This is a genomic window from Myxococcus sp. AM011, from assembly GCF_013372595.1.
In the GTDB taxonomy this organism is placed as follows: domain Bacteria; phylum Myxococcota; class Myxococcia; order Myxococcales; family Myxococcaceae; genus Myxococcus; species Myxococcus eversor.
Window position 1 is genome coordinate 18,439 of the sequence record NZ_JABXEM010000118.1, and the last position, 13,812, is coordinate 32,250.

Sequence of the window (13,812 nt, forward strand, 5' to 3'; positions counted from 1 at the left end):
GCGGGCGAAGTCCCGCGTCGCATCGATGTGCACGTATTCAGCCAAGGGGAGCGTGAATCACAAAGCAGTGGCCGAGGTGTTGACACGGCGCGGCCATTAAGGCGACTTTGGTTCGCGGACCATGGCATATCCCTTCGAGCGGACCCTTCGTTCCCTGAACTACGAGTCGGACACGCGCCTCGTGTTCGTCGCTCTGATGGTGTTGTGCGTCGGCGGGCTCATCGTCTGGTCGCTGTTCGCCAAGGTCCCGCTCGTCAAGGCCAGCTCACAGGCCCGGATCGAGCCACACAACGCCGTCCATCGCATCGAGCCGCCCAGCGCGGGCAGGGTCGTGCTCTCGCATCTCAAGCTCGACCAGCAGGTCAAGGAAGGCGACCTCCTCATCGAGTTCGACGCACGGGCCGAGCGCCTCGAGCTCGAGCGGAGCAAGGCGACGCTCGCCGCGACCGAGAAGGAACTCGCTATCATCCGCCAGCAGATCACCAACAAGCGCGAAGAGGCGGCTTTGACGGCAGGGGTGGACGAGGTCGCGGTCAAGGAGGCGCTGGGGAGGGAGCAGGAGCTCGTGCCCAGGCATCGGCTCGCGGTGGAACGCGAGCAGCTGGCCCTCAAGAGCCCGACTGGCGCGGTCTCGGAGATGGAGAAGCTCGAGCGCACGACCGATGTTGACGCGCTCAGCTTCGCGCAGACGGCGCAGGGCCTGGCGCTCACCCGACTGCGGCGCGAGCAGAACGTGCGCCGTCAAGCCTTCGCCGCGCAGCTGCTCGGACTCGAGCGCGAGGAGCTGGGCGCCGAGGGGCGGATCCGGGAGCTCCGGGGCGCCATCGACCGCCTCGAGTACCAGATCGAGCGGAAGCTGTATCGGGCGCCGGCCACGGGCCACCTGGTCGACGTGGCGGAGCTCGGCTCGGGAGCGTTCATCGCCGATGGGCAACGGGTCGGCACCATCGTCGCGAGCAATGCCGAGGTGCGGGTGCGCGCCCGTTTCCCGAAGGAGGTCGTCGGATTGATCCAGCCCGGCCAGACGGCGCGCCTCAAGCTCGACGGCTACCCGAACACCATCTACGGGACGGTCCCCGCCAGGGTGACGGCCGTCGGGACCGAGCCCGGCCAGACGGCCACGCCCGAGGCCATCCCCGGTACGGTGCGCGTCGAGCTCAAGTTCGCACCGCCGGACGACCCACGCATCCAGCTCCGTCACGGCATGACCCTGGTGGTGGAGGTCGAGGTCGCGCGGGCATCGCCTGTCGCGCTGCTGATGCGGTCGCTCGGCGAATGGAACCCGCAGCCTGAAGAGCCGCCCACGAGCGTGTTTCAGCCCGAAGCCGAGGCCCGCTGACCATGACTCCTCCCAGGGTCCGGCGCTCGATCATTCCCGAGGTCATCCAGATCTCGGCGACGGACTGCGGTCCCGCTTCGCTCAAGAGCCTGTTCGCGGGAATGGGCGTCGAACTCAACTATCGCGTCCTTCGCGAAGTGTGTCAGACGGACGTCGACGGCACCTCGATCGTCACCTTGGATGAAGTCGCCAACCAGCTCGGGCTCGACTCCGAGCAGGTGATGCTTCCGCTCGATCACGTGGTGGTCCCTGAAGCCAAGGCCCTCCCCGCCATCATCGTCACGCTCAGCGCGGGAGGACGGCCGCACTTCGTGGTGCTGTGGAAGCGCATCGGCCCATTCGTCCAGGTCATGGACCCGGCGGCGGGCCGTCACTGGACCCGGATTTCGACGCTGCTGGGCCACCTGTACCAGCACACCACGTCCGTTCCGGCGACCGGCTGGCGCGAATGGGCCGGGTCCGAGGAGGCGGTCGCGACGTTCGAGCGCCGCCTGCTGAACCTGGGTGCCACGCAGGCGCGGGCGCTGGTGGCCCGGGCGCTCGAGGACACCGGGTATCTGTCCATCGCCAGGCTCGACGCCGCGTGCCGGGCGTCCGAAGCGATGATCGGCGCGGGCGCCGTCCGGCGAGGAGCGACTGCGGCGGGTCTGCTGCAATCCATGATCGCGAAGGACGCTTCCGGCGAAGTGCCCATTCCCGCTGCCTATTGGTCCGTTCGCCCCAACCCCGAGGTGGACGGCGAGCTGTCGATGACCGGCGCGGTGCTGATGCGGATTCGCGGTTGGCGCGAAGAGGCTTCGCGCACAGGTGAAGACGCGCCGAGAGCCGTGCTCGCCAGCGACCTGGCGACGGAGCTCGTCGCCAGACAGGTGAGCCCGGCGCGAATGCTGCTCCGCCTGCGAGGCGAGGATTCGTGGGTCGTTCCGGGCCTGATCGCGGTGGGACTGGTGTTCGCCACCTTCGGGCGGATCCTGCAAGCGTTGATGCTCCGTGGCGTGCTCGACCTGGGGCGCGACCTCGGCACGTTCGCGCAGCGTGCGACGGGCATGGCCGTTCTCGCGGGCGTCGCGCTCTGCTTCATGCTCATCCAGATCCCCATTTCCTTGGGACTGCTCGGCATCGGCCGCCGGCTCGAGGTGCGGCTGCGGAAGGCCTATTTCGAGAAGCTCCCCGAGATGGAGGACCGCTATTTCCAGAGCCGGCTCGCCTCCGACATGGCGTCTCGCACGCACAACATCCAGGCGATGCGGTCGCTGCCGCAGTTGCTCGCGCAGGCCGCCATCCTGTCGCTCGAGGTCGCGAGCATCACCGCCGCGCTCATCTGGGCCGCACCGTACGCATGGCACATCGTGCTCGGGCTCGCGGCGGTCACGCTGCTCGTGCCCCTGGTCGCGCAGAAGCTGCTCTTCGAGCCCGACCTGCGCGTGCAGATGCACTCAGGCGCGCTCAGCGGCTTCACCCTGAACGCGCTCGTCGGGCTCACGCCGATCCGCATCCACGGCGCCGAGCGGTCGCTGCGCCGCGCGCAGGAGACCTTGCTCGTCAGCTGGACCAAGGCCCGCTATTGGGTCCAGACGCTGTCGGTCGGGTTCGAAGGCGGGCTGATGCTGGTGAGCTACGGCCTCGTCATGCTGCTCGTCTACTCGTACCTCGCCGGCACCGAGCGGGCTTCGCTGGTGTTGTTGGTCGTCTATTGGGCGCTTCGCTACCCCATCCTCGGCCAGCGGCTGATGGTGCTGAGCCGCGCGTTCCCGAATGCGATGAACCGGGTTCGCCGGCTCCTCGACATCATCGGCGACATCAAGGAGCCGACGGCACGGACCGAGTCGCCGGTGCAGGCGCCTGTCGCGCCCGCGGGCGCCGCGAGCGGCGTTTCGATCGTGATGGAGAAGGTCCGCGTGAAGGGCGGCGGTCACACCATCCTCGACAAGGTCTCCTTGAAGATCGCCCCCGGCGAGCACGTGGCCGTGGTCGGTGTCTCCGGCGCAGGCAAGTCGACGCTGGTCGGCCTTCTGCTCGGCTGGCTCCGGCCGGCGCGCGGTGAGATCAAGGTCGACGGGCAGGTGCTCGACCAGGCCGCTGTCGAGCGGCTGCGGCGCACCACGGCCTGGGTGGACCCGGCGATCAGTCTCTGGAACCAGAGCCTCATCGACAACATCCGGTATGGCAACGATGGCGCGCACGGCTGGGCACTGTCTGGGGCGCTCAAGGGCGCCGAGATGCTCGACATCCTCGAGGCGCTTCCAGACGGGCTGCAGACGTCGTTGGGCGAAGGCGGAGGGCTTGTCTCCGGCGGCCAGGGTCAGCGCGTGCGCCTGGCGCGCGCGATGCTCCGCTCCGGCGTGCGCCTGGCCATCCTCGACGAGCCCTTTCGCGGTCTTGATCGCGACCGGCGCGCGCGGCTCCTCGCCGAGTCCCGGCGGCTCTGGGCAGACATCACGCTCCTCTGTGTCACCCACGACGTCGAGCACACCCAGGAGTTCGATCGCGTGCTCGTCGTCGAGAACGGTCGGATCCTCGAGAACGGGCCGCCGAAGGAGCTGCTCGCGAACAAGGAGTCGCGGTACTCCGTGCTCCTTCGCGCCGACCAGGAGAATCGCACGCTGCTCTGGGGCGGCGGGCACTGGCGCCATTGGTGGCTTTCGGACGGCCAACTGGTGGAGAGGCCGGCGCCGAAGCCGGTGGAGACGCCGGTCGCGAAGCCCACTGCGGGCGAGCTGGAGCTGGTGGGATGATGCGCTCGCACTCCGACCTGTTGTGGCCGGTCGAGCGACTGCCCGATGCGCTGGAGCAACTGGCGCAGAGGCAGGGCTATGGCAGGGCCGCGGGTGAGATCGCTCCGCCCGCGGCGGCCGTCGAGCCGAGCCGGGTCTGGATGTTCGCGCTCGGAGATCGACTCGGCGTGGAGCTCGAGCCGATCACGCCGCTCTACCACGAGCTGCCCCACGTCCTCGAACGCGCCGCGCCCTGCATCCTCCAGGTCCGGCGAGACGGCGTCCCGTCCTATCTGGTGCTGCTGGGCACGCGGCGCGGGAAGCTGCGCCTGCTCGCGCGCGATGCCACGGTGGTTTCGCTCCCGACGAAGAGCGCGCTCGCGCTCCTGCGCGAAGAGCAGGAAGCCACCGTCGCCGAGGTGGACCAACTGCTCGGCGGCGTGGAGATGTCGCCCCGTGCGCGCGAGCGCGCCCGCTCACGGATGCTGCTGCAGCGGCTCGGCCAGGCGCAGCTGCGCACCGGCTGGATCATGCGCCCCAGGCGCACCGCGAGCCGGCGGACGCTGCTCGGCGACATCCCCTCGCTCGCCGTCGGCATCCTCGTGAGCCACACGCTCCTCTCGCTGGTGCTGGCGGGCTCGTTCTGGTTGCTCGGTCGCGCCGCGCTCCAGGCCCACCTCGAGACCGGCTGGTTCCTGGGGTGGATCGCCGTCATCGCGTGCGCGATTCCGCTGCGCATGCTCGAGGTGTGGTGGCAGGGCGTGTTCTCGATCCGGCTCGGAACGCTGCTGAAGCAGCAGCTCCTCGCGGGAACCCTCAAGCTGACCCCCGACGAGGTGCGGCTCGACGGCATCGGCCGCCATTTCGGCCGCGTCGCCGAGGCCGAGGTCGTCGAGCAGCTCGCGGTCGGCGGCGCCCTGCTCGCGGTGTTGTCGCTCGTCGACTTGATCATGGCGGGCGTCATCCTCGTGCTCGGGGCGGGAGGGTGGCCCCAGGCGATGGCGCTCGTCCTGTGGGTCGTGGTCGCGTTCGTCCTCGCGCGCCGCCACTATGGCGTCCAGCGGGAGTGGTCGAGCGCGCGCGTCGAAATCACCCACGACCTGCTCGAGCGCATGCTCGGCCATCGAACGCGGCTGGCGCAGCTTCCACTCGAGCGCTGGCATGATGGCGAAGACCTCCGCTTGAGCTCCTACTCCGAGATCTCGAAGGAGATGGATCGCCGGACCATGCAGCTGACCGCGCTCCTGCGCGACGGCTGGTTGGTGCTCGGCCTGCTGACCTTGCTGCCGGGTTTCAGCACCGGTACGGCCAATGCCAGCGCGCTGGCGGTGGCCGTGGGCGGCATCTTGCTCGCGCTGCGCGCCTTCGACGAGGTCTCAGTCTACTTCCAGCAGGTCTCCCAGGCGGCGGTGTCGTTCGAACAGATCCGCGACTTGTTGCTCGCGGTGGGCCGCCCCGAGCTCGAATCGAAAGTCCCTCTCGAAATGGAGGGAGGCAAGCCCACCGACGCCGACGGCGGAAGCCTCATCGAGGCGCGGGGCGTGACCTTCCGGCACGACGCGCGCACCCGGCCGGTGCTCGAGAACTGCTCGTTCCAGATAGCGCAGGGCGACCGCATCCTGCTGGAGGGCCCATCGGGCGGTGGCAAGTCGACGCTGGTGTCGCTGCTCACGGGCATGAGGAGGCCGCAGGGCGGGGTGATGCTGCTGCACGCGTTGGACCGCGCGACGTTCGGCTCCTCGGGCTGGCGCAAGCGCATCACCGCCGCGCCTCAGTTCCACGAGAACCACGTCCTGTCCGGCAGCTTCGCGTACAACCTCCTGCTCGGGCGCGAGTGGCCGACCTCGCCCGAGCTGCGGACCAAGGCCGCCGCGCTGTGCAAGGAGCTCGGGCTGGACGAACTGGTCGCCAAGATGCCCGCCGGCCTCGAGGAGATGATCGGCGAGACCGGCTGGCAACTCTCGCACGGCGAGAAGAGCCGGCTCTACATCGCACGCACGCTGTTGCAGGGGGTCGAGCTGGTCATCCTCGACGAGAGCTTCGCCTCCCTCGATCCCGAGACCATGCGGGTCGCGCAGCGCTGCGTCCTCAACCACGCGAAAGCCCTCGTGGTCGTCAGCCACCCATGAGCCTTCGACTCACGCTCGCACTCCTCGCGACGACCTGCTCCGGTTGTGGGCTGGTCCGTCCCGTCGTCGTCACACCGCCTCAGGCGCCAGGCAGCTACTCGACCTCCGTCGAGCCGAGCACCGAGCCGCCTCCACCGTCCAGCGCACCCGAGGGTGAGGCTCCAAGCCCTCGGCCGCCGAAGGAGGAGGGCGCACCCTCGCGGCCCGCCGAGCACGTCACCCAGGACGAGGTCTGGTGGTCGGCGTTCGCCGATCCGGCGCTCGACACGGCCATCCAGGAGTGCTTCGCCAACAGCCTGGTCCTGCACGACGTGCGGGATCTGATCTACGAGAACCAGCTCGACCCCAACGTGCCGCAAGGTTGGTGGTACCCGCTCCAGGTCGGCATCCTCAACCCGGCGGGGCTGAGTCATGTGGTCGCCATCGTTCCGCCCGCGCCGGCAACCCAGGCCAGGTACAGCATCGCCACCGCCGATGTCGGCGTGACCTACCAGGTCGACCTGTTCGGAAACCTCGCCGCGCAGCGGAGCGCGGGAATGAACTTCGCCGAGCAGCAGCGGCAGCTCACCGAGGCCCGCGTCCAGGACCTCGCGCAGCGGATCACCCAGGTCTGGTTCGACATCCTCGAGGCCCGCGCGCTCCGGGACCTCACGCTGCGGCAGATCGACTACAACAAGGAGCTGCTGCGGCTGATTCAAGCGCGGTTCGAGCAGCACCTCACGCCCCGGCTCGCGGTGCTGCAGCAGGAGCAGTTGCTGCTGAACCTCGAAGCGCAGGTGCCGCTGATCTCCGCCCGGAGCGCGCTCTTGAATTCGGAGCTGAAGGCGCTGCTGGGCCGGGTCCCCAATCCCGCGGACGACATCGTCCCCCTCGAGCGACAGCTCCCCGATCTCCCGCCTCCGCCCAGACTCGGAACGCCAGGAGACCTGAACGCGAACACGCCGGAGATGCGGCTCCAGGAGCTGCGCGTCGCCGAGGTCGAGCACCGCATCAACGCGAACCGGGCGAGCTGGCTTCCGACAATCGAACTGGTGGGCAGCGTGGGCGCCGCGAAGGTCGGCCCCTCGGAGCCGGTCCTCCACCAGTCCGTCGTCGGCGTGAACCTGACCTGGGCCTTTTTCGATGGAAGGCGATTCACCGAGCACATGCGCCTGCCGATCCAGCTCCACCGTCGCCACGTCCAATACCAGCTCGCACTGAACACCGCGATCGGACGGGTGCAGGATGCCGTGGTCCAGGAGGAGACCGGGGCGACGAACCTGCGCGCCCTGCGCGCGCAGGTCCAGCTCGGGCAGCGGCTCCTGGACGAGGCGAGGCGGCTCTTCGAGCAGGGGCTCTCGGACTATCTGACGGTGCTCTCCGCCCTGACGAATCTGGTCGGGCTCGAGCGCGCGAGTCTGCAAGCGCAACGGGTGCTGCTCAACCATCGCGTCGCGGTCTATCGTTCGCTCGGCGGCACCTGGTCGCGCGACGTCACACTCAATCGGGAGTGAAAAGCCATGGCACAGCTGCAAGCGGATGAGATGCTCTACATTCCCAATCGAAAGCGGCTCACGCACGACCGGATCGACGCGGGGAATGGCCAGCAGGTCCTGCACCTCTTCTATGGCGAGGTGGAGCTCATCTTCGACGAGCCGGACATCGCGCCCTTGGGCGAGAAGCTGATCCAGGTCGAGCAATTTCAAGCCTCCGACGCCATGGCGTGGTCGGACGGCGCGCCCCATTCCTGGGACAAGATCCGGGACCTGCTCGAAGCCTTGATTGAACAGCGGGTGCTGCGGCGGGTCTCGGATGCGCCCACGGGCCGCACCACGGTGTCCTACCCTGAGCGGTTGGGTGAGGTGCCAGCCGGGCGTGAGCCGCTCACGTTCAGCGCCCACGACAATCGTTGCCCCGTGCTGACCGAACAGGCGTACGGACGGGCGTTGGAGCTGTCGAACCTCGAGGTCGTCGTTCCGGTCTACCGCGTGGCGCATCCGGCGCTCGACGGTGACGGCCGGCAAGTGGGCGAGAACAACGTCGGACCGCGCACCTTGTTCCTCGACCTCCCCACCGTGCGCAAGCAGTGCCACTACGCGGGGAGCCGGTACCAGAACGAACTCCCGATGAACGTGACCGCGATGAAGGGCATGGCGCGTCAGTGGCCGGACCTGCTCTCGCTGACCGAGCAGTTCCGCAAGGCCTTCTTCGCGCGCATGCCGCCCCGGACCCCGGGCGTGCTCACCGCGGGCGAGCTCCACATGATGGTCGTCTGCACGCTCGCGTCGGTCGGGTACGTGATGGTGCGGGGCACCCATCCGGTGCCGAACGGAGAGCTCGACAGCGGGCTCGCGGCCATGTTCCGGCTGATCGACGGAGTTCGCCTGGTCACCAACGACCTGGTGCGAGACGCCCCCGAGCAGCCCGTCACCGTGCAAACGATCGTGGACTATGCCGAGCGTCACGCGGTCTTCAATGGTCCGCACGGCGTGTGCGCCGGGCCGCCGGCGCTGATCAACGAATATATGCAGGTGTTGACCGGCGTGGCCCCGGCACCGATTGAGGCCCAGCCCGACATCGCGGCGCGCCTCGGCGATCTCGACGCCGCGATCGATTACGGCCTGCTCGGGCAGCGCGTCGAAGCGGTGGTCCGCTTCCTCGGAGCGACGCAGGGGCTGCTCCACGAACGGCTCCGTGCGGCGTTCGCCGGACACCTCCCGCGCACCGCGCTGCAAGAGTTCGTGGAGGCGCCGATCGATGTCGCGCGCTACCCGTTGCTCCGGGACGATTTCCCACTCGCGGAGACCTACCAGCGCGAGATCAAGCTCAGCCGCTGGTTGTTCGCGCGCATCGGCGAGGCGTTCCCCGGCACGCCACAGGGCACCTCGCTGGACGAGGTGGCGAAGCTGGATCCCGCCGAGCAGGACGCGAGCCAGCGGCGACTGGCCGAGCTCTTCGCGCACGGGCTGCCGGCAGACGCGGTCGTGGCGGAGCCCCTCCGCGGCGAGCTCGCTGGCGTCGCTGCCAGCGCGTTCGCCCTCGAGCGCCGGTGCCTGCGCGTCGTCGAGCGCGAGCAAGCGATGCTGAACCAGCGGCTCCGTCGCCCGGATTCCCCCCTGACCGGCATGGACCTGGCTGTGTTCACGAGGCCGCGCAATGGCCCCCCGTTGGCGGAGACCCTCGCGCGCGGCCTGGGCGTCTCGGTCACCAGCGACTCTGCCTCGACCGTGCTGGGCTACGGTGGGCGCAGCCTCACGTTGAAGGACTAGAGGGTTCGATGCATCCAGAGCTTGTCCGCCGCTTCCACGAACCGATTCGCGATGAGGCCGCGCGCCGGTATGGCCTGTCCCCCGAGCAGCTCACCGAGCTCCAGGCCTTCGAGAACTTCGTCTACGAGGCGCAGAACGACGACGGCGAAAGCCTTATCTTGCGCATCTCGCACAGCACGCGGCGAACGATTGACTACACGCTGGGGGAGGTCGAGTTCGTTCGCTATCTGGCCGCCGCGCGCATTCCCATCGCCTCGCCGATCCTCTCCGATTCGGGGCAGTTCGTGGAGCGGATCGAAGACCGCGAGCCCGGCAGCTACTTCGTCGCCACCGCGTTCGAGCGCGCGCCGGGCATCGTCTTCGACGACGCGCCTCCGCTCAAGGAGCGCTACTGGAAGCCCCCCCTGTTCCGCGACATGGGCCGGCTGTTCGCGCGGCTCCACAACCGCGCCCAGACCTACGCGCCTTCGAGCCCCAGGCTCAAGCGCCAGGAATGGCATGAGTACGACGTGGTCGACATCGACCGGTTCTCGCCCCCCGAGGAGAAGCTCGTTCGCGAGCGCACCGCGGCGATCATCGCGCGATTGAACCGGCTCCCGCGAACTCCGGAGAGCTACGGGCTGATCCACGCCGATCTCCACATGCACAACTTCTGCTTCGCCGAAGGGAAGATCACCGCGTTCGACTTCGACAACTGCGAGTACGCGTGGTTCGTCAAGGACATCGCGGTCCTCCTCTTCTACATCGCGCGAGGCGAGGCGCGAGAGGCGCGCGACGAAGCGGTCGCTGCGTTCCTGGGGCCGTTCCTCGAAGGGTATCGGGAGCTCCGACGGATGGATCGCGAGTGGCTCGCGGCCGTGCCGGACCTGCTCGCGCTCCAGCGCTCGATGAACTACGCGCTGTTCCACCAGTATCGCGACCCGGCCGTGCTCGACGAGAGCACGCTCGACCGGTGGGGGCGGTTCCGGCGCGACATCGAAGCGGACACACCCGTCCTGCAGATTGATTTCAGCGGCGCATAGCGAGCACCTCTCCAGCCTGCTGTGGATGAAGTACCTGGCCCCCTAGCTCGCCATCTGGCAGGGCGGCAATCACGACTGGCCCGTGCGGCGGGAGATGATTCAGCAGTCCCTGCCCTGGTAGGCACCGGGCCTTGGAGCCCGCTCAGGCCTCGAGCGGGCTCAGCGTGCCGGCGCTCACGCGGTGGAAGCGCCAGAGCAGCGCGAATGCCACCGCGATGAGCCCCGCGCACAGGCCCCACCAGATGCCCACCACGCCCTGGGCGTGGCCCGGTTCCGTAGACAGGTTGGTTACGCTGCCAGCCTCTTCGTTGTGGACACTCGCTCGAACTCGACTGGGCTGATGTAGCCCAGGGAGGAATGACGCCGCTTCCGGTTGTAGAACACCTCCATGTACTCGAACAACGCTCGCTTTGCTTCCTCACGTGTCTTGAAGTGGGTGACGTAGACGAGCTCCAGCTTCAGCGTGGAGAAGAAGCTCTCGGCCACCGCGTTGTCCCAGCAGTTGCCCTTGCGCGACATGCTGCACGCGATGCCGCGCTCCTTGAGCAGCCGGCGGTAGTCCTCGCTCGCGTACTGGCTGCCGCGGTCCGAGTGGTGCAGCTCGGGCGCGGGGCGGCCGAGCAACGCCATGTCGAGCGCGCGCAGGACGAGGCCCCGTCCGTCTCGGCCCCTCTCCGAACCTCACCCCTGCCGTGCAGGAGTTGAAGCGCTTCGACTGAACCCTCTCACGCAACATCTACCTTGACGCTCACCGCTTGGGTGACCCGCCTGCGATCCATTACCCCGGTGCGTCACAGCGGAGGCCCGTCCGTACGCAATAGGATTTCAGGAACTGGCGAGGGATCCGCAAACAAAAATGGGCTGGAATGCCTGGAACTCTTCAGCCTGTCAACGATGGTCGGGAGACAAGATTTAAATCCGTGGCCACCAGCGCCCCGAATCTGTGACGGCGCACGCATTTCGCAAAAACGACGAGTAAATCCGGGCGCTTGCCCAAGTGCATGCTTCCGTCAGTCTTCCCCTTCTCCTGCGTCCCATCCTCTCTTGGAGAGGACTCAGGAGCGCACTAAGATTGCTACCATGTGGCCATTCGTTGACTCCCTGGACACTGGTGGTGGTTGACTAATCGCTTTGGCGGGTATTTCTAGGGATCTCGGTGCCCCGATGCCACCTTACACTTCCATCGCATCGCATTGGACTTTAACGACGGAGTTCGAGCAATGCTGCTGCGTCCTTGCCTCCTGAGGTGGCTATGAGCATCAAGGCAGATGCTGACGAGATCTACTTTGCGTCGCGGCCCTACGAGCGGCAACTTGCCCAGGCCCTCGATGAGGGCTTCGATGTCACGTACGGCCGCATTGAGGGGGAACTCGCGTACTGGATCGCTGAGCCTAAGGTGGGTTTCCGTGAGCGCTTCGGTTTCGACCAAGAACTCCTTGTCATTTACTCGCGGCACCACATCACCGACGCCCGCGTCCTGACCACGCTTGAGAACCTTGTGCATTTCAGTGGACTCAAGCACCGCGTGGACAAGATCGTCGCACTTCTGATCCACGAAGGGGACGACACTGCGGTGAGAGCGCTGCTCGGCAAGCAGACTGATCGAGTTGTGGTCCCGATGCTAGCGGCGGAACTGCTGGACAAGGCGCGGGGACCGCTGTTCTTGCGCTCTCGGATTGCCGAGTGGGTCGGTGATGTCGACCTCTTCTCGTTCTCTTCGCCCATCAACGCTGATCAGTACTTCTTTGGCCGTGACGAGATCGTAAACGAGATTGTGACCCAGGTGAGTCGGCGCCACCAGAACCTCGGCTTGTTTGGATTGCGTCGCACGGGAAAGACCTCAGTGCTTTTTGCCGTAGAGAGGCGGCTCGACGCGGAGGACTCGAAGATCCTCTGCGTGTACATAGATGGACAAAATCCAGGCATGCACGCCGCGCGATGGTGGGTGGCTCTTCAGAACATCGCTGAGAGCATGAGGGGAGCCCTCTTCCGGAAGAAGCGGCGAACCGCCGTGCTTAACAGTAACTACAAGGAAGACACTGCAGGCACACTCTTCGCCCAGGATATTCGCACGATCATCAGCATCGGCCAGCTCGATGGCATCGTGCTCATGGTTGACGAGATCGAATACATCACAGCAGGTGTATCAGGCCGGCTTGGGCTTCACTGGGATGCGGACTTCTTCCCGTTCTGGCAGACCATGCGCGCCGTACACCAAGAAACGAAGGGCGTATTTTCTTTCATGGTGTCCGGTGTGAACCCGCGTGTGACCGAGGCCGAATCCTTCGGGGGGCAACGAAATCCCATCTTCGAGTTCGTGACCACCAAGTTCCTGCCGTCATTGTCACACGAGCGGACTCGCGAACTGGTCCGCACTACTGGTCGCTATTGCGGCCTGAAGTTCGACGAGGCCGTCTACTCCTATCTCTACACACGCTACGGCGGGCACCCATACTTGACCCGGCTGGCATGCAGCGTCGTGTGGTCGAGGGTCGATCGCCGCAACCCACAAGCTCCCGCCATAGTGGACGTGTCATCGTTTACTGCATGCGAGGACCAAATCAGTCAGCGACTCTTCAACCCGATGCGCGACATCCTGCTCTCGCTCGTGTGGTGGTACCCCGAGGAGTATGAAGTTCTTCGCGTCCTCGCTGATGGCGATCTGAACTTCTACCAAGAGTACTGCGAATCAAACCCGACGCTTAAGCGAAACTTCGAAGCGTATGGACTCGTCGATGGGAGCGGACAGTTTGGGATTGGAGCCCTCCAGTCTTTCTTGCGACGACATGGCGCTGGTTTCAAGGCGCAGATCGGCCCGTTCACGCGCGGCGACATGCCACCTGCTCTGCTGCCCAACGTTCCCGACCTCGATGTGTTGTCCAAGTTGTTTGAGCGCCGCGTGGATACTGAGGTTGGGCTGCGACGAGCCGTGATGGTCTTCCTCGGCGTGGCTAGCGGCTTCGATCAAGGCAAGCTTGCTAAGAAGATGCTGGAAGGCCTTCGCAAGACGTCGGAGCGCCCTCGTCCCGATGACTTGTTTGTCGGTCGCACATCTAGGGAGGTCATTGAGGATCTGTACCTCCTGGACCTGGGCACCATCATTACGGCCCACTGGGAGACGTTCAAGAATCTATTTGACAACGACCGCGGACGATTCCAGATGAATCTGGACGCGATCAACGTCGCACGGCGAATCGAAGCACACACCAAGAGCTTTACGGATGCAGAGGTCGACGCCTTCACCAACAGCTACGAGTGGCTCCGACAGCGGCTCGCAAAGGTTCCAAGCTGAGCGGTGAGCGGCAAGTATCACCGCAGCGCGCGCATATGAGGGACGGGGCCCTGTGGAGGGGGAGGGAG

General features: G+C 66.6%; 7 protein-coding genes and 1 pseudogene. 7 read left to right on the forward strand and 1 reads right to left on the reverse strand.

Going from position 1 to position 13,812, the window contains the following annotated elements:
* Positions 1–121: 121 nt before the first annotated feature.
* Genes HUW62_RS23930 through HUW62_RS23955 form a run of 6 tightly spaced genes read left to right on the forward strand, consistent with a single transcriptional unit; the run spans position 122 to position 10,452 of the window.
* Positions 122–1,339 carry an HlyD family secretion protein gene (locus tag HUW62_RS23930; protein WP_163865123.1) on the forward strand — a complete coding sequence of 406 codons (1,218 nt, stop codon included), beginning with the start codon at positions 122–124 and terminating at the stop codon, positions 1,337–1,339.
* A gap of 2 nt (positions 1,340–1,341) precedes the next feature.
* On the forward strand, positions 1,342–4,074 hold the full coding sequence (locus HUW62_RS23935) for an ATP-binding cassette domain-containing protein (RefSeq protein WP_176435726.1): 2,733 nt from the start codon (positions 1,342–1,344) through the stop codon (positions 4,072–4,074).
* Positions 4,071–6,182 (forward strand): ABC transporter ATP-binding protein, encoded by a 2,112-nt coding sequence (locus tag HUW62_RS23940; RefSeq protein WP_176435727.1) that lies wholly within the window; start codon positions 4,071–4,073, stop codon positions 6,180–6,182. Before HUW62_RS23935 ends, HUW62_RS23940 begins: the two co-directional genes overlap by 4 nt.
* The gene (locus tag HUW62_RS23945; protein WP_176435728.1) at positions 6,179–7,675 is read left to right on the forward strand and encodes a TolC family protein; all 1,497 of its coding nucleotides are present in this window, start codon (positions 6,179–6,181) and stop codon (positions 7,673–7,675) included. Before HUW62_RS23940 ends, HUW62_RS23945 begins: the two co-directional genes overlap by 4 nt.
* Before the next feature lie 6 nt (positions 7,676–7,681).
* A complete protein-coding gene (locus HUW62_RS23950; protein WP_176435729.1) occupies positions 7,682–9,430 on the forward strand; it encodes a hypothetical protein in 1,749 nt (582 codons plus the stop codon).
* Positions 9,431–9,438: 8 nt separating this feature from the next.
* On the forward strand, positions 9,439–10,452 hold the full coding sequence (locus tag HUW62_RS23955; protein WP_176435730.1) for a phosphotransferase enzyme family protein: 1,014 nt from the start codon (positions 9,439–9,441) through the stop codon (positions 10,450–10,452).
* Positions 10,453–10,740: 288 nt separating this feature from the next.
* On the opposite strand, the pseudogene HUW62_RS23960 reads toward HUW62_RS23955, so the two are convergent.
* A pseudogene (locus tag HUW62_RS23960) lies at positions 10,741–11,103 on the reverse strand (IS3 family transposase); the annotation flags it as partial.
* Positions 11,104–11,704: 601 nt separating this feature from the next.
* Between HUW62_RS23960 and HUW62_RS23965 the strand changes: the two are divergent.
* Positions 11,705–13,744 carry an ATP-binding protein gene (locus HUW62_RS23965; RefSeq protein ID WP_176435731.1) on the forward strand — a complete coding sequence of 680 codons (2,040 nt, stop codon included), beginning with the start codon at positions 11,705–11,707 and terminating at the stop codon, positions 13,742–13,744.
* The last annotated feature ends 68 nt before the right edge of the window (positions 13,745–13,812 follow it).